The sequence below is a fragment of the Desulfobulbus oralis genome (assembly GCF_002952055.1).
GTDB lineage: Bacteria > Desulfobacterota > Desulfobulbia > Desulfobulbales > Desulfobulbaceae > Desulfobulbus > Desulfobulbus oralis.
In genome coordinates this window covers 1,899,454-1,916,751 of the sequence record NZ_CP021255.1, presented here as the reverse complement: position 1 = coordinate 1,916,751, position 17,298 = coordinate 1,899,454, and the positions used below count along the sequence as shown (strand labels likewise).

Sequence of the window (17,298 nt, the reverse complement as noted above, 5' to 3'; positions counted from 1 at the left end):
GGACCATGAAAAAATTGAAAGCACACAAAAAGAACTGTAAAAAATAATTGCAATGAATCTGTGCTGGTGGCAATGTATTGATATGCGGCCACCAGGCGATAAAAAGCCCAGCACCCAGCTTCCGTCCCGAAATCTCCCATGCTCCAGGTTCCGGCCTACACCATCAGCCAGCCTACACCCGGCAGTGTCCGTATCGATCTGAAGGGCGATTGGACACTGGCCAGCGCCGCGCCCGCGCCTGATCAGGCGCTTCGGATGATTGCTGCGGCCACCGCAGGGGTGACCGTAAACGGCGCAGCCCTGGGGGTCTGGGACACTCGCCTGCTGCTCTTTTTGCGGGAGCTGGCCGCAGCCGCAGACAAACGATCGCTTCGCCTGCAAAACGAAGCGCTGCCGGCAGGCGCGCTCCGGCTCCTCGAGCTTGCCGCCCAGAGCCAGGGCAAAGCTGCAGGGCATCAGAGCGACAGGGCTTCCCTGCTCTACCTCCTTGGCGAAAAGGCGATTGGCGTCTGGCAGGCCACCCGCGATCTGGCGACCTTCACGGGCGAGATCGTCCTGGAGCTGCCGCGGCTCTGCACCGGCAAATCGGCCTTCAGGATGCAGGATTTTCTGTACTTCGTTCAGGTCTGCGGAGTGGAATCGCTGCCCATCGTGAGCCTGATCGCGGTCCTGGTTGGGGTCATTCTTTCCTTTGTCGGCGCGGTGCAGCTCCAGCTCTTCGGCGCGGAAATCTATATCGCCAATCTGGTCGCTTTGGGCATGGTCATGGAGATGGGCGCCCTCATGAGCGGCATCATTATTGCCGGCCGCATCGGCGCGGCCTATGCCGCCCAGCTCGGCACCATGCAGACCAACGAGGAGATCGACGCCCTGCGTACCATGGGCATTTCGCCCATTGCCTTTCTGGTGCTGCCCAGGCTCTTTGCCCTGGCCGTGATGATGCCGCTGCTCTGCGTCTATGCCGATCTCATGGGCATCCTGGGCGGCGTGTTCATCGGCCAGACCGTTCTGGGCCTCTCACCCAGTGAATTCATGCATCAGGCCATGCACTCCGTCAGACTCTCCCACTGTATGCAGGGTCTCGCCAAAAGCGCGGTCTTTGGCATCCTGATCGGTTTTGCCGGCTGCCTGCGCGGCATGGCATGCGGTCGCAGCGCCATGGCCGTGGGCGAAGCCACCACCTCGGCGGTGGTCACCTCCATCGTCTTCATCGTTGTCTCCGACTCCATTCTCACCATCATCTTCAACGTGTTGTAAGCCATGGCAGACGCAGCTATCACCATCCGCGATCTGACCATGGCCTATGGCTCCTTCGTGCTGCAAAGAGATCTGAATTTTACGGTGCAGAAAGGCGATATATTTGTCATTATGGGGGGCAGCGGCTGCGGCAAGTCCACCCTTTTGCGCCACCTGATCGGCTTGAAGGCCCCGGCCAGGGGCCAGGTTCTCTACGGGACGCAGGATTTCTGGAAGATGGATGCCAGCGGGCGCGACCGCATCAACCGCAAATGCGGCATTCTGTACCAGTCCGGTGCGCTGTGGAGCTCCATGACGCTGGCGGAAAACGTGGCGGTGCCCCTCAGGGCCTACACCAGGCTGGACAAAAAAACCATAGGCGAGCTGGCGTCTTTCAAGCTGTCTCTGGTGGGGCTGGCCGGTTTCGAGGCATTTTATCCATCGCAGATTTCGGGCGGCATGAAAAAACGTGCCGGTCTGGCCCGGGCCATCGCCCTGGACCCGGAGCTGCTCTTTTTCGACGAGCCCTCGGCCGGGCTGGATCCGGTCAGTGCCCGCAATCTGGACGACCTGATCCTGGAACTGAAGGAAAGCATGGGCGCGACCGTGGTGCTGGTCACCCACGAGCTGGCCTCCATTTACGCCATTGCCAACAATTCGGTTTTTCTGGACGCCGGGAGCAAAACCATGCTCGCAACAGGCGACCCCAAACGTCTGCTCAGGGAAAGCGACAACGAAACCGTGGTCAACTTTCTCTCCAGAGGAACCGGCAACCGGGAGCTGCAAAGCATTTGAGCAAGAAAGCCAATCCCACATTCATCGGTGCCTTTGTCCTCGTCGGGCTGGCGGTGAGCGTGACCGCCATCATGGTCCTGGGCGGATTCAACTTCAAGGACGACAGCGTGCGTTGCGTCGCCTACTTTTCCGGTTCCCTGCACGGGCTGGATGTGGGCGCGCCCGTGGCATTCCGTGGCGTGGCCATCGGCCGGGTCAGCAGCATCCAGCTGGACTACGATGAAAAGAACAACGCCGTGGTGATCCCGGTGTACATGGATCTGCGCCAGGACATCAAAGCCCGGACCGGCGAAGACTTCGACGCCGAGGGCATGCGCAACAGCCTCGTCAAGCTGATCGAGCGCGGCCTCAAGGCCCAGATGCAGCCAAGCAGCCTGCTCACCGGCAAACAGTACGTGGAACTCTCGCTGAAACCAGCCCTGGAGCCATCCCTGCACGGCGGCGCACCCAAGGAATTCCTTGAAATTCCAACCATCTCCTCCGGGCTGGACAAAATCACGGAAACTCTGGACAAGCTGCCGCTCGAAGAGATTCTGGGCAAGGTGGCCAAGTCGCTGGACTCCATCAACGAGGTCGTGAGTTCCGGCAAGGCAGGCGGTGCCATGCAGCGGCTGATGAACTCGATCAATCAGCTCGAGGCCGTCCTGAGCACCCTGAACCGGCAGTTGCCGCAGCTTCTGGCGGACGTCGGCCAGGGCGCGGAGAATTTTTCCTCAACCATGAAGGAGGCGAACAGCCTCATTGCGGACACCCGCAGGCAACTGAAACCAGCCGGCAATGACCTGCAAAAGATGCTGGCCAATATGCAGACCAGCACCGACAAACTGAACCGCACCCTGAGCAACCTGGAACGCCTGACCGCCAGCGACTCCGACCTGCAGTACCAGTTGTATAGCACCATGCATGAAGTGGAACAGGCGGCCGGCTCTGTCCGCGAACTGAGCGACTACCTGCGTCGGAACCCCAATGCCCTGCTCTTTGGCCAGGGCAAGGACAAATGATGCGACAGCCTTTGCCTTTCCTTTTTGCCTGCCTGCTCTCCCTGGCCCTGACCGGCTGCCTCGGCAAAGCGGCCCCTGACACCCTGTATGCCCTGGAGCCGCTGACCGGAACCGACACGGCCCCAGGGGCGGAACTTTCAGGCATGATTATGATTATGCCGGTGCGCCTGCCGCCACAGTTGCAGAGCCGGGGCATCGTGATGGAACAGGGGACGGACGGGCCGCAGATGCTGGTGGGTCGGCTCTGGGCCGGCCCGCTGGACGAGCAGATGGGCGCCAAACTGGTTGCAGATCTGCAAACGCTCCTGCACTCACCCAACGTGGCACTGTACCCGGGGCCACGCTACAGCAGGCCGCTCTACCAGGTGGAAACGGAAATCATCCGCTTCAGCGGCGATGACAGTACCTTCACCCTGCGGGCGGTCAGCACGATCAGTAGTCCCAATGAGCGGCGAATCCTCAGCCGCGAGACCTTCAGCCAAAGCGTACGGCTGGACGGTCAGGGCGCCAGGGCCTATGTGGCTGCGGCCTCGCAGGCTCTGGACGCATTCAGCCGCAAGCTTGCGGCAACGCTGACCACTTTGCCCAAAACGGCCGCATCCGACAAACAGCCGGCTGCCCGGAATTTTTAGTCAGACCATGCCATGACCAGACGATTGCTGCTCATACTGCTATCCCTCCTTGTCCTGGCGCTTGCAAGCGGATGCACGCGCCTGCCCCGTTTCCACCTGCCTTTTTTTGGGCAGCTTGATGAGGAGGCCCTGCCTGATCCCATCCGCATCGGTCTGGCCACCGATGCGCCACCGCTTTCTTGGCGGGAAGACGGCAGGATGCACGGACTGGATCCCCATCTGGCAGCCGGCATCAGGAGCTATGCCAGGCGGAATGTGCGCTATGTCACCCTGCCGCGCAACAAACTCCTGGCAGCGCTCAGAGACAATCAGGTGGATGTGGCAATGGCGGCGCTGACAGCGGCCGAGGTCAGGGAGCAGCAGTTGGCCGCCACCCGGGGCTATCTGCAGGCCGGCCTGATTGCGCTTGCCCGGCTGGGACAGGAACGGCAACTGTCCGGTCAGGAAGGGCTCAGGGCCGAAGGGGTACACATCGGCACCGTTCTGGGCGGCAGCGGCCCCAGATACGCCAAATCCATCCGGCCCATGGGCACACACCAGATTTTTGCCAGCACCCAGGCAGGGATAGGGGCACTGGTCCAGAAACGTATCGATGTACTGCTGTTGGATATGCCATCGGCCTTTTACCACGCCGCGCTGCATATAGAAGAGGGCCTGATGCCAGGCGGCGAATTTTTGACCCGGGACACCATCGTTTGGGCGCTTCGTCCGGAAGACAAGGATCTGCACATGCTGCTGAATGCCTATTTGCAGGAACAGGAAGATAGAGGCAGCCTCGCAAAACTCATATCAAGAATTTTACCTTTTTACAATGAAACGAAATTACTGCAAGCGAAATAGTATCTCCACCGACGGAATACAATGATCATATCATTGATTGTACCATGCTATAATGAAGAATGCACAGTCGGCATCTTTTATAGTGAAGTATTAAAAATAGAACATAAGATCAACGCAGAGATCGAATTTATTTTTATCAATGATGGATCCCAGGATGCCACGCTGGATATCCTGAAGGATCTGCACCAGCGCGATGCCCGGGTACACTACATTTCCTTTTCCCGTAACTTCGGCAAGGAAGCCGCACTGCTCGCAGGATTGGAAATGGCAAGTGGCGACTATGTAGCCACCATGGATGTTGACCTGCAGGATCCGCCTTCGTTGCTGCCCGAGATGATAGAGATCATTACCGGCAAAAATCCAGAAGGAGAATACGATTGTGTTGCAACCCGCCGCTGTACACGCAAGGGAGAACCCTTGCTCAGGTCCTTTTTTTCCAGGGCATTCTACAGAATCATCAATCGTATCTCATCTACCCAGTTTGTCGATGGTGCGCGTGACTATCGTCTCATGAATAGGAAGGTCGTCAATGCCATCATTGGTGACAGAGAATACAACAGATTTTCAAAGGGCATCTTCAGTTGGGTTGGCTTCAGGACCAAATGGATTTCCTATGACAATATCACCAGAAGCGCGGGCCTTTCCAAGTGGTCCTTTTTCAAGCTGTTCAAGTATTCGGTAGAGGGCATTCTCGCCTATTCGACCCTGCCGCTCTACATTACTTCGTGCCTGGGCATTCTCATGTGCTTCCTGAGTTTTTTTGTCCTGCTCTTTATTATTTTTCGTGCTCTTATTTTTGGCGATGCCGTTGCCGGCTGGCCCTCCATGGTCAGCATCATGGTCTTCCTCAACGGTACGGTTTTACTTTGCGTTGGCATTATTGGTTTATACATATCCAAAATATACCTTGAAACCAAGAAGCGGCAGATCTACATCATCAAGGAAAAAGCCTGACAGTCTAAATCTGTGAAACAGCAGCGATCCCTTGTGCAGAGCAGGCATTGTCCACATACTCCGGCCTATAGGGCCGGTCAAATAAGCAAGCGAAACAACGAAGAGGTGTAGCATGCGGGAAAAAGCCGGAGTTGTGTTTTCTATTGCAGAAGAGAATGCGCCTGTTCCTGGATGCACGGTCTCGAAAGAGATTGCACAGACCGACGATGGCTATATTTCCTATTTCTCCCTTGCTGCAGGGACTGATATCAGCGCGGAGATTTTTCCCTATCATAAACTGATTTTCATATCCAGCGGCAACGTGGAGGTATATGCGGCTGATGGCAAGATCTGGCAGCTTGGTCATATGGACTCTCTCATTACCCCAACCGGAATGCCAGTTGGCATGCGTTCGGCAGAAGACACAGTTTATGCAGAAATCAGCATCAGGAGACCTGAAACCATGAACAAAGCAGTGAAGGCAGGAGAAATCTTTCAGCTTCGGGAACTTGTTCCTTATCAGCAGGGCAAGATCGTGAACATGGACGTGCTCAGCAACAGCAAGATGAAATTTGTCATCATGAGTTTCGATGCCGGAACCGGGCTTGCAGAGCATGCCGCTCCCGGTGAGGCATTGATCTTTGCATTGGAGGGAGAAGGTACTATTGGTTATGAGGGCACGGAGCATACGATCCGTGCCGGAGAGAATTTCCATTTTGCCAAGGGTGGCGCCCACTTTGTGAAGGCGCAGAAGCGCTTTAAGATGGCCCTGTTGCTGACTCTGGAATAAAAAGGAAAGGACAGATTATGAAAAAACATGTCAAGGGCAATGTCAGCTGGGTCGGATATATAGACTGGGAGCTGGAAAGCTTCCACGGCGATGACTATTCCATCATGAATGGTTCCAGTCAGAATGCCTATCTGATCGAGGAAGAGAAGAAGGTTCTGGTAGATACGGTATGGACGCCGCACCGCTTCGATTTTGTCGAGAACCTGAAAAAGGAGATTGACCTGCAAAGCATTGACTTTGTTGTGGCCAATCACGGTGAATGTGATCACTCCGGTTCCCTTACCGCACTGATGGCAGAGATTCCCGAGAAGCCGATCTACTGTACCGCCAATGCCGTCAAAAGCATAGAAGGGCAGTATGGCAAGCGCGGATGGCAGTTCCATGTGGTCAAGACTGGAGACAGTGTGGAGATTGGCAATGGCAAGAAGCTTGTCTTTGTGGAAATGCGAATGTTGCACTGGCCAGATTCCATGGCAACCTATATGACCGGAGACAATATTTTATTTTCCAATGATGCTTTTGGCCAGCATTACGCGGTGGAAGAGCTGTTCAATGACAGGGCAGACCAGTGCCTGCTTGAAAAAGAGGCCATGAAGTATTTTGCCAACATTCTCAATCCATTTGCCCAGATTCTGACCAAAAAGCTGACAGAAATATCCGGATTTAATCTGCCAATTGACCTGATTGCCCCGTCCCATGGCGCTATCTGGCGCGAGAATCCGATGCAAATTGTGGAAAAATACGGGAAATGGGCAGAGGCTTATCAAGAAGATCAGGTCACGATTGCCTATGATACCATGTGGGAGGGCACAACAAAGATTGCGCATAAGATAGCGGAAGAAATCAACAGGCAAAGCCCTGGGACAGTCGTCAAGGTCTTCAATATCGCCAAGGCCGATAAAAATGAAATCATGACCGAGGTCTTCAAATCCCGCGCGATAGCCGTGGGTTCTCCGACAGTGAGCAATAGTATCCTTTCCAGTGTGGCAGGATGGCTGGAATTTCTCAAGCAGTTGAAATTCAAGAATAAGAGGGCCGCAGCCTTTGGCTGCTACGGATGGAGCGGAGAATCTGTAAAAATTCTGCAGGGGAAGCTGAAGGATGCGGGCTTTGAGGTCATCGACGAAAATATTCATCCTATATGGAAGCCAGAGGAGCAGGATCTTGCCGGCATTCCTGCACTTGTTACCAGCCTGATCGGCAGCAAATGAATGCTGCGCACGAATGGCGGTAGCTTCTCATTGCCCATGCGCCGGTGAATTCAAATTGCAAATGCACCGGTGAGGGCCTGGTTAAAAAGCTCAGCGGGAGTCTGGTAGTGTAAACATTTACGCGGCCGGTAGATTCTCATTCCAAACGCACCACTTGGTAGGGGCATGAAGAGTTAGAGCGTTTTAACTTTGAAAATTACTATACCCACATGAAGCGAACCAGCCTTTGGCATCGCTTGCGGTGACCTTGTCCAGGGCCTGGCCAATGGCGGTAAAAAGCTCGTCTGTGTTCCATGCTTTGAAGCCTCGCAAAAGCTGTTTCACCTTGCTCCACATCTTTTCTATCGGGTTCAAATCCGGGCTGTACGCAGGCAGGAAAAGCACTCGTGCTCCGCGCGCTGCAATCGCCTGCTGCGCTGTCGGAGATTTATGCGCACGCAAATTGTCCATCACAACCACATCACCCTCTTTCAGCGCAGGCGCAAGACTCTCCTTTACGTATGCTTCAAAGGTGCGCCTGTCCAACGCGCCAGCAAACACCAGACATTCCGTGGTGCCATCAAGGCGAATGGAGGACAGCATGGTCACCGTTTTCCAGCGACCATCCGGCGCATGGTCGAAGCACCGCTCGCCCAGAGGCGCACGACCGTACAGGCGCGTCATATTCGTTTTTGCGCCGCTTTCGTCCAGAAACACCAGATGCTCGCACGGCGTTTCATCCTGCACCCTGCGCCACTCTTCACGGGCCTGGACAATGTCTGCCCGTTCCACCTGTTCACTGGCCTTTAACGTCTTTTTTTAAACGTGAGCCCCAGTCTGGCCAGCGTATTGGACACCGTGGGCAGAGAACAGTTTTTGCCAAAATGCGTCCTGATTTCTTCAAGGGTCATATCGGGCTGTTTCCGCACAAGCTCCCGTAACTGCTGTTGCTCCCCGGCTGTGAACGCCGGCGCTCTGTGGCCTCGCGGCAACGACGTGATCCGGCCTTCCTTTTTGAAGGTCCGCATCCAGTTACCAATGGTGGTCGTGGTGTAGCCAAACATTTTGGCCACTTCTTCCCGCGTGAACTCCCCTGACTGATACACTGCCACCGCACGCTGGCGAAAATCTTTACCGGCTATTTTCATAAGCTCTGTGCCGTTGAAATAATATGGTAAAAGTCATTGTTAAAATGCTCTAGAAGGACAGGGCGGGATTCTGGGAGGCCTGGCAGCGTCAAACACCAAGCAGCCAGCAGGAGCCCGCCATGTCACGCAGCCATCTGGCCCTGGCAGAGCCCATCGGCATCGAAGTATTTGTATCCATAGGCGTGAGTTGCCGGGAAATTGCTGCCTGCCCTGCCCCGCCATCACAGCACCATTTCCAGCAAGCTGCGTCGCAGCAGCTCCAGATCCGGTTACTGTGCCCGGACTGCTGCCTGCCGGGCTCGAAAAAGACAAAAGACGCCGCACCATGGCCGCTGCGTGAGCCGCTCCGGTCTGGCCGCCTGGATTGATGGGAAGCGCTGCCGCGACTGGTCGCCCGAATAGATTGCGGGATATCTGGGATATGTGCGAGTGGACTATCCAGAGGATCAAACCATGCTGCGCATCGGTGGAATATCATCTACCGCTGGATGCAGCGCGGCACCAACGAGAACGGTAATGGCCTTTTGCAACAGTACTTCCCAAGGGGCATCAGCTTGGCACAAAATCACGCAAGAACTGCTCAGAAAAGCAGCAGAACGGGAGAATAACCGGCCTCACAAATGTTTAACTACCAGAACCCGCTGAAGTTTTTAACTTTGCCTTCACTGCTGCACTTCAAGTTGTGAATTCATCCTTCAAAATAAGAATTGGATTATCTGTGCCGCTTACACGCCGCTATGATGGCTTTGAGATCGTGATAATGTGTCTCTACGAAACGGATGCTGGTTTGCTCGTTCCCTAGCAATATCGGAACCCCGCAATCCTCCGAACTGGTAATCTTTTCCCTCAGCTTAGCCATTGCCTCATCATCAGTTTTTACGAATTCATCATACTTGGCGGCGCATACGGGGCACAGGGCGAGGTACTGAGCTTCATGCTCTTTCGGCAGATACCTTTTGGAGAGGACTTCCTTTTTCTCGAAGTAGTAGTTTCCATCGCGTTTCCGGAAAGGCATCTCCTCTTTGCATATCTGGCAGACCATTTGGCCCGCCTCGTTCGTGTACTGGTTTCGGAGCCATGTAATCGGGTCAATGGCACCGTTGGTGGTTCGAACACTTCTTTGGCGTTTCTCGTATTCCTTGTCTGGCGCGTCGGTTAGTTGCTCGTCAAGACGCTCTTTACGTCGTTCCGGGTTGGGGACAGGTCTCAAGGGAAATGATGGTTGTTTTTGCTCTGAAGTCGGTCGAAACTGTTCCAGCACTCTATCTAGCGGTAGCCCCCGTTCTCGTATAACTTGCGCTAATTTGGCCATTTCTTGTGCCTCATCAGCAGATTCAAAGCCCATTTTTTTGCTTCATGGTTTTTTGATACATATTCCTCACTAAGTTTTTTTGCTCGCTCTCCAAAACCGATTGCGGTTAATAATCCATTGTGATCGTCATACGGAAAATCCGCATGCAAATCATCTTTTGTCATATCATACGCCTTATGAAATGCGCCGGACTTATCAGGAATCCAGGCGTAATCCTTCAGAAGACAAACTAACTGCGAATCAAACTCTCTTATTTGATATTTCATATTGGGTCTGTACTGAGCTTTTGACATTTGTTTACCTGCTCGAATCAATGCTTCCCAGATTAATTTACTTACTGATATTGATTGAATTTGTAAATAACTTTCCAGATTTTCAATTGAATAATCATCATAAATACAATTCTTTGTTCTTCTGCTGTCACGTATCTCAAGATCATTAAATAATTTATTATATAATATGCATGATGGAGAAACTTCTAATCTGTACATGACCCCAATATTTCGTAAAAACTCGGTAAATTCTGTAAATTTTGATTTATTTAATTTTTCTTTGTAACCAGACCACATGGCATATTTTTGGTGAACACTCATTAACTCTTTAAGACCTGTACTCTCAAATGGCAAATCCATGCAAAGTCCTTTTGGCATATACAAAGACTGATCACCACTTATCGATTCTCCAAGTAGAAAACAGTGATCCATGAAAAGTTTAACATCTGCAGTTTCTTTCCAATATTTTATAAATTCTACTATATCTCTACAGTGAGATTTGATATTACAATCGTTCATGTTGTCGTAATCTACCAATCTTAACTCAATTATTGATCTTGTGTTGAATAGACGCACTCCAATATATTCAAGAAATTTAGTGGCATATTCTTTTTGTGATTCAGATCGTCCGGCACTATAGACGGTTGGCTTCACAAAATAGACATTCTGGGGTGGGATAATTCCCTGTTCAGGAGAGAAAAATGCCTTCTTCGGCAATACATGTTCATTCGATTGCTCACTCTCGACTCTGACGATACGAAGGTGCGTTAAGTATTTTGCATGATTATCTGGGTAAAACTTGTTGACCACTTCACACGCCTCACCCATCAGAGCATAAAAACGCATAAGCCAGGCATCTTTCTTTTCTTCGATCAACTCTTCAATAAGTTACTGATGCGCTCTATTCTCCTGTTTCTGTTGGTCATTATAAAGAATAGAATGAGGCGGGGAAATTTTCTCTATAAGTTCGTTCCACCCAAATGTGTCGATTTCAAGGCTATCGAGAAATCGATCCTCTCGTTGGTTCTGCTGAGGCGGATTAGCCGCCCACAGCGGTGGCTCAAAATTCGTTAACAGCGACAAATCCTCATCGTTCAGGGCTTCGGCGATTTTTGCTGGACCTCTGTAAAGCCTATCCGCTGGAGCATGCTTTCCACTTCGCGTTGGTGTAAGCTCACGCTCTTTGAATGCACATACGATCGCCTCTCGGATTGGCTCATAAAACGGTAAGAGATTATCAATCCGATTAGGCAATACAGCCAGAAAGTCCATGGTCAGCATCCCGCTGTCGCGGATATCGGTAAGCGAATCTACGACAAGTTCGGCAATGCAATTGCGTAGTTGACAGTTTGCTTCACAATTCCGGACGCTGTCGCGAGCCACAGTCGACGCGAATGGTGCATGAATATGGAACTTCAGGCCAGAAGTTTCTTTTTCGGCCGGGAAATAGATCGATACCTGACCGCGATCCAGAGGAACAATCTCCCACTCAGCGTTATTTTTCTTCCAGTCTCCTTTCTGGAGACTGTAGGCGATGGCAATTCGACACTTCTGGGGATCTCCAAAATCATCAACAACTACTACGTCTTTATGATATCGCAACCAGTGAGAAACTGTTTTTCTTCCCTTATGATGAGAGGCATGAGTAATATCTATACGCCCATTCCTATGGGAAATTCTTTTTAAATACCCCAAAGTACCATCCGGAAGGAAGTACTCAATGAGGTGAATGTGCTTAAGGAACAACAGTGTGTTGTCATTTAACGCCTCAAATCCGCGCTTAATCTCTTCTACGGCCTGGCGAGGTTGCTTTGCTGAATGGTCAAATGGAAATATGAAACGTGTTATCCTTTCGTCTAATCGTATTTTTCTCACACCACTTACTACTGGAACCACGAGGTCTCGAATGCGAAAATGAAAATCTCCCGAGTGAATTTCCGGTGTGTTTGTATAGGCAAAGACAGCCTTAAATCCAACACCGAATTTACCAATGTTTGTCAAATCGTCACGTTTATTGTTTGCGCCAATATTGGTGATCGACTCTACATCGTTATAGTCAAATAAGCGTCTTCCATTATGCTCAAACACAATTTTTTCATTCGACAGGGTAAAACGTACCTTACTGGCATGTGTATCTTCGGCATTTTGTAAAAGCTCATAAATAAAATGAGCGTTATCCGGATATAGCTCTGTGAGAAGTCGTTTTATCCCTTCTTCAAAGTGATTCTCTTTACTGGCATCAATCCACCGTTGACGTGTCTGTGCGAGTTCCTCAATGCTGTTCGGCATTATTAAGCCCTCCTGAAAACATGAATCACACCATACGCAACAGGATCGGCAATGATGTCCGCCCTCTCCAGCGCGATGTCCAATTCCTGGATTCGTCTTGCGTAATCCGCCTCTGCGGCTTCGATTTGTGATCGACGCATCTTTTGTATCTTCTCGTTGTTCGCCTGGCCGAGCTGTTCTTTCAGAAGAGCGATTCGCGCCCGGTGACTGGTGGATAGACTCTCGCGCCGATATTCAGCCTGTTCCTGGGCCTTTTGCCGGTGTCTGTTTCTCGCGTCGTTCCACAAGCTGTAGTGCTGGGCGTCCAGGTCATCCCAGACTGAAGCGCCAAGACTGTCTGGCAAAGCGTCAGGAGAATCCGCCGCGCTCTCCAAAAAACGAGCAAGATGCTCGGTCACCATGGCGTTCGAGGCGACAGGCTTAAGCACCAGGTCCTCCCTGATGCCATGGAAGCGCCACTGGTAAATGGCGAATTCGTAGCGCCCAATGGGTACCTCGTTCGACACGACTGTCAGATTGGTGATGACCCGTTGCTTGGCATCTAATGACTGCGCTGCCTGTTTGACCAATGGATGGAGGGGCATGATGAAGGCGGCCTCGGGATGTTGCATGGCGCAATCAGACTCGAAGGTGATCGTCAAATGCTGGCTCCCACCCTTGAGCCAATTCTCCCATTCGCGGTAAACGGAAGAGTTCTGCCTGGGAAGCTGCTGAAAATCCCTTAAAAGGTGAACACGGGATTCCTGGGCCAGCCGGAGGGTCTTGAGCGGCTTTTCACCCAGAATAAACTCCTGGTCTTTACCGCACACGCGCTGCAGGTAAAGAGTCACCAGCCTGCAGAGTGAAGCCGGTGACAACCAAAAGCTCGCCGCATCGGCAAGTTCATGATTCATCTGCTCTTGCGGGAGACGAATGCCAAACAGTTCCGCTTGTTTTTGTTCCAGTTCCTCCTGCTCCTGGATAAACCGGATTTTATTGTCGGCCAACTGCTGGAGTTTTTCCTTACGCTCCTCCTCACTCAACTCGTAGTTTTCCGCGATGTTTCTGATCTCACGAGTGATTTCACCGAGTATGTCCTCGCTCCCTCCAAGGGTGTTATTGAAGACACCGATGCGTATCAGACACCGCTCGTAGATATCCGCATCCACGGTCCCCGGTGTGATCAAGTTGACGATGGCGACGCTCTCGCTCTTTTGCCCGTTTCTGTCGATACGGCCGATACGCTGTTCCACCCGCATGGGATTCCAGGGAAGATCGTAATTCACGATGCAGTCGCAAAACTGGTAGTCGAGACCCTCGCAGCCGATTTCGGAAAACAGCAACAGGTCGAGACAGTCCGCGTCTTCCTTCGGTTTCTTAAAACGGGCGCGAAGGGACACACGATCCTCGTCCGGCGTCCCGCCATGGATCAACCCGACGCGAAAACCGTCCTTGACAAGATGGTCAAAGAGGTAGCCCAGGGTATGCCTGAAGCTGCTGAACAGCATGACCTTGTTGTTTGGGAGGCTTTGCTTGCCGCGGATGATGTTGCGTAACGCGTCGAGTTTGGGGTCGCTCGCCTCCAGGGTACGAGCTGCTTTCAGTAGACTTTCGATTTGACTTTGAATGGGAATGATGGCCTCGTCCCCGGGGACGCCGGTGTCATCCGCTTCTTCCCAGGACAGCTCATCGAGATGGCGACTGAGGATCTCCTCTAGAAAAGGAGCAAGAGCAAAGAGGCAACTGGCCGCCTGTCGTCTGATGGTAGTCATCATGAACTTCACGTTGACCCCATTGTGAATCCGGCTGAATATTTCAGCCTGAATCCTCAAAAGTTCGTCGTGCAAATGCTGCTGAGCCGGAGTGAACGGCACGGCAACCGTCTCGGGCTTCCTGACCGTAAAATTCCCAATGTCGCGGCGGCGGGTTCTGTTGATGATTCCAGCGAAGGTGTGCATCCCTTCCGTGTCGGAGATCATTCGTATGCGTTCCTCGTGTGTAACCTCTTTCTCCAAAAGCTCGGTGCGCATCCGAGTAAAATCCGGATTGTGCCTCAGTATGGCCTGACCCCAGGGCGTAGATGCCGCTTGATCGAGAGCTCCAACAGCAAGGTTTTGCCACTCCGGGACTTGAGACCGCATCGCCGACACCGCCCGATTGATGAACGGGTTCGGCTCAGCCATGTGCGAGAAGCTCTCTTGGTCAATGACGAGATCAGGGCGGAGCGTATTCAAAAGAACAAAGAGATCGTCGCTACCGAGCTGAATCGGAGTGGCCGTCAAGAAAACTACGGCTTCCGCGTGATCGCAGAAAAACTTCACGGCCTTGTGGCTGAATGTATCCTGGTTTCGGATGTGGTGAGCCTCATCGACAATAACCAGATCAAAACGGGGTGGTGGATCAAGGTCTAACAGGCCTTTTTTTCGCTTCCCCTTTCCCTTGGGAGCCGAGCCATACAGAAGCGATTCATCGAATAGGGAATACGGTACGATGCTTTTCTGGTGTTGATCCGGCCAGACACCATCCAGATCCATCTCGTTAATGCAATATCGCAAGGTAGGGCCATCAAGATGGGTAAAACGCTCCTCGAAGCGTTTCATTTCTTTCTGCCACTTTTTCTCGGTAACCAGCGGACGTGGGCAAACAATGAGCACGGAACGTATCTCACGGCGCGCCTGAAGCTCGCGCAGAATGAGACCAGCTTCAATGGTCTTACCTACACCAACGCCGTCGGCAATGAGCAAGCGCGGACGATCCGACCGAATAAACCGCAACACCGGCCTGAATTGATAGGGGATGAAGTCGATACGGGCGGCATTGAGTGAGTAGAGGGTGGAGAGCCCCGGATACCTTATCTGAAGCGCGGTGAGATAGGCATGGAATTGGTCGCAGGATAAGGTGTTTTCCTTTTCCTCACGCTGGTCTTTGGCTTGTAATTGCGACGCGTAAAATGTTTGGGTTGTCCCGTCTATGAAAACCTTGAATCGGTTCTCAGGCCTGCCGGGCAGCACAGCAACCACAGCACCACAGCTTGATGGATTTGATTTGATGAAGACGATTTGTCCCGGTTCGAATTCAGCCGCATCATTTTTTCTTTCCGGAGGCGCGGAGGGCGTCTCTGCGCCTGGGTCAGGTTGTGGCTGAGACTCCTCCGCGAGAAGGGACGCTTTGGTTGCGCGCAAATCTTGAATCAGCTTTTCGTCCGCACCGATGACAACCGCGAACCGTTGGAGGGTGTCCATGTCTCGGTAAATATCATCGATGGGGAGGCCTTTCGCGTCAGGATGTGCCCAACGGTTACGGACCGTCTGCATTTCCTTGACAAAGTGCCGGGCTTCGGATGTCAGATCGAGGCTGTTGGAAATCTGATACCAATTCTGGTCCAGCACCCGAAGAAGTCCAGCAAGATCAAGATCACCCAATGACGTGATGTTGCGTTGCTCCAACCGTCTCTTTTGCTGAAACGACAGGGTGTTTACGACCGCTTTGTTCCACCAGTCGTCAAACAGCGGCGGTAAAACTCTTTCTAGAAATACGGCAAGCTGCCCGGCTACGTCGCCAAGATGCTTCGCAACCGCACCGTGCACCAAGGTTTTTTCATGCATTTTTGATTCTCCTCCTGCCACGAATTCCTCATCAATTTCAAAAAAACCAGGCGTAGATCAATAAACGCCGATGCCATGTTCCATCAGCAGCACCACAAGCTGGGCCCGTTCATCAAGGCGATGGGCCCTTGTCAGACTGCGCTTTTTCCTCGAGCGTTCCTGGGCTTTCGGACCGCCCCTTCGTGGCCGGCAGGCAGCTATTCTTTGCTATCCTGGCTCTTCCCCGCCCTGCGCGCACAGATGATCGCGCTGCCCAAAACCCGGTCTTCCTCGTAAAACACGGCGAACTGTCCCGGTGTGACGGCCCGTTGCGGCTGCTCGAAGTGGAGGCTTGCCCTGTTGTGGTCTGCAGGGCGCAGTTCGGCCGGGGCAGCCTGATGCCGGGAACGAATCTGCACCAGCCCGCGCCAGGGCATTTCCGGCTCCTGTCCGGAGAGCCAGTGCAGAGCGCGCACCGTGCAGTCCGCCTGCCGGAGCTCCTCCTCCTTGCCCAGAATCAGCCGGTTGTGCGCCGCATCGATCGCCTGCACATACCAGGGCGTGGCGTCCGGCAGATTCAGGCCCCGGCGCTGGCCCACGGTGTAGCGCCACACGCCCGAATGCCGGCCCAGAATCCGGCCGGAGGCATCCACCATGTCGCCGGGCTGCTCCCGAAAACCCTGCGCCGCCAGAAAGGCCCCAAGCCCCCCGTGCAGAAAGCACACATCCTGGCTCTCGCCTGCCGGCAACGGCAGGCCCAGCGCCTGGCCCCGGGCCCGCAACTCGTGCTTCAGTCCGTCGCCCAGCGGCAGGAGCGCCCGGGCCAGTTGTCGGTCCGAAAGCCGCGCCAGAAAATAGCTCTGATCTTTCCGTACATCCAGACCGCGGCTGAGCACAGGCCCCCCCACCCCTTGCCGGACACGGGCATAGTGGCCAGTGGCGATATAGTCGGCGCCTGCGGCCCGCATGGCTGCGGCCAAAAGACCAAACTTGATTTCCCGGTTGCAGAGCATGCAGGGATTGGGGGTCAGTCCCGAGCGGTAGGCCGCGGTGAAGCTGCGTATGATGCGCGCCTGAAAGTCCCGGCGCAGGTCGAGCAGGCGGAGCGGAATGCCAAGGGATTCGGCCATGCGGATGGCCTGACTCGCGGCGCTTTTGGCGTTCACGAGCGGCAGCAGCATGTGGAAGGCTGTAACGCGGCAGCCTGCATCCAGAAGCAGCCGGGCCGCCATGGCGGAATCCATGCCGCCACTCAAGGCCAGGGCCACCTGTTTCGGCGCGTTTGCAGCCATAAAAA

At 53.3% G+C, this 17,298-nt stretch carries 15 protein-coding genes; 8 read left to right on the top strand and 7 right to left on the bottom strand.

The features are described 5' to 3' along the window. Positions 1–138: 138 nt before the first annotated feature. From CAY53_RS08490 to CAY53_RS08455, 8 genes are all read left to right on the top strand, one after another. Entirely contained in the window at positions 139–1,257 is a 1,119-nt protein-coding gene (locus CAY53_RS08490) for an MlaE family ABC transporter permease (protein WP_104936743.1), read from the top strand. 3 nt (positions 1,258–1,260) lie between these two features. Continuing rightward, positions 1,261–2,031 carry an ABC transporter ATP-binding protein gene (locus CAY53_RS08485; protein ID WP_104936742.1) on the top strand — a complete coding sequence of 257 codons (771 nt, stop codon included), beginning with the start codon at positions 1,261–1,263 and terminating at the stop codon, positions 2,029–2,031. Beyond that, positions 2,028–3,032, top strand: a complete 1,005-nt coding sequence (locus tag CAY53_RS08480; protein WP_104936741.1) for an MlaD family protein — start codon at positions 2,028–2,030, stop codon at positions 3,030–3,032. Before CAY53_RS08485 ends, CAY53_RS08480 begins: the two co-directional genes overlap by 4 nt. Further along, positions 3,029–3,664, top strand: coding sequence for a PqiC family protein (locus CAY53_RS08475; protein ID WP_104936740.1), 636 nt, complete (start codon positions 3,029–3,031; stop codon positions 3,662–3,664). The genes CAY53_RS08480 and CAY53_RS08475 overlap by 4 nt, the downstream gene beginning before the upstream one ends. A gap of 12 nt (positions 3,665–3,676) precedes the next feature. After that, positions 3,677–4,504: a substrate-binding periplasmic protein gene (locus tag CAY53_RS08470; protein WP_104936739.1), complete on the top strand. Its 828-nt coding sequence runs from the start codon at positions 3,677–3,679 to the stop codon at positions 4,502–4,504. A gap of 21 nt (positions 4,505–4,525) precedes the next feature. After that, the gene (locus CAY53_RS08465; RefSeq protein ID WP_104936738.1) at positions 4,526–5,458 is read left to right on the top strand and encodes a glycosyltransferase family 2 protein; all 933 of its coding nucleotides are present in this window, start codon (positions 4,526–4,528) and stop codon (positions 5,456–5,458) included. Positions 5,459–5,570: 112 nt separating this feature from the next. After that, positions 5,571–6,227 carry a cupin domain-containing protein gene (locus CAY53_RS08460; RefSeq protein ID WP_104936737.1) on the top strand — a complete coding sequence of 219 codons (657 nt, stop codon included), beginning with the start codon at positions 5,571–5,573 and terminating at the stop codon, positions 6,225–6,227. 17 nt (positions 6,228–6,244) lie between these two features. Beyond that, entirely contained in the window at positions 6,245–7,438 is a 1,194-nt protein-coding gene (locus tag CAY53_RS08455) for an oxygen-binding di-iron domain-containing protein (RefSeq protein WP_104936736.1), read from the top strand. A 183-nt stretch (positions 7,439–7,621) separates the two neighbouring features. On the opposite strand, the gene CAY53_RS08450 is transcribed toward CAY53_RS08455, so the two are convergent. From CAY53_RS08450 to mnmA, 7 genes are all read right to left on the bottom strand, one after another. Continuing rightward, complete coding sequence (locus CAY53_RS08450; RefSeq protein WP_104935552.1) at positions 7,622–8,209, bottom strand: IS630 family transposase; 588 nt, start codon at positions 8,207–8,209, stop codon at positions 7,622–7,624. 14 nt (positions 8,210–8,223) lie between these two features. Beyond that, complete coding sequence (locus tag CAY53_RS08445; RefSeq protein WP_104935551.1) at positions 8,224–8,565, bottom strand: helix-turn-helix domain-containing protein; 342 nt, start codon at positions 8,563–8,565, stop codon at positions 8,224–8,226. A 712-nt stretch (positions 8,566–9,277) separates the two neighbouring features. Then, positions 9,278–9,877 (bottom strand): hypothetical protein, encoded by a 600-nt coding sequence (locus CAY53_RS08440; protein ID WP_181040236.1) that lies wholly within the window; start codon positions 9,875–9,877, stop codon positions 9,278–9,280. Next, complete coding sequence (locus tag CAY53_RS12695; protein ID WP_146106462.1) at positions 9,865–11,025, bottom strand: hypothetical protein; 1,161 nt, start codon at positions 11,023–11,025, stop codon at positions 9,865–9,867. Before CAY53_RS12695 ends, CAY53_RS08440 begins: the two co-directional genes overlap by 13 nt. Before the next feature lie 12 nt (positions 11,026–11,037). Continuing rightward, entirely contained in the window at positions 11,038–12,438 is a 1,401-nt protein-coding gene (locus CAY53_RS08435) for a sacsin N-terminal ATP-binding-like domain-containing protein (protein WP_104936734.1), read from the bottom strand. A 2-nt stretch (positions 12,439–12,440) separates the two neighbouring features. Continuing rightward, positions 12,441–16,022: a DEAD/DEAH box helicase gene (locus CAY53_RS08430; RefSeq protein ID WP_104936733.1), complete on the bottom strand. Its 3,582-nt coding sequence runs from the start codon at positions 16,020–16,022 to the stop codon at positions 12,441–12,443. Positions 16,023–16,219: 197 nt separating this feature from the next. Then, a complete protein-coding gene (gene mnmA, locus CAY53_RS08425; RefSeq protein ID WP_104936732.1) occupies positions 16,220–17,293 on the bottom strand; it encodes a tRNA 2-thiouridine(34) synthase MnmA in 1,074 nt (357 codons plus the stop codon). Positions 17,294–17,298: the final 5 nt, after the last annotated feature.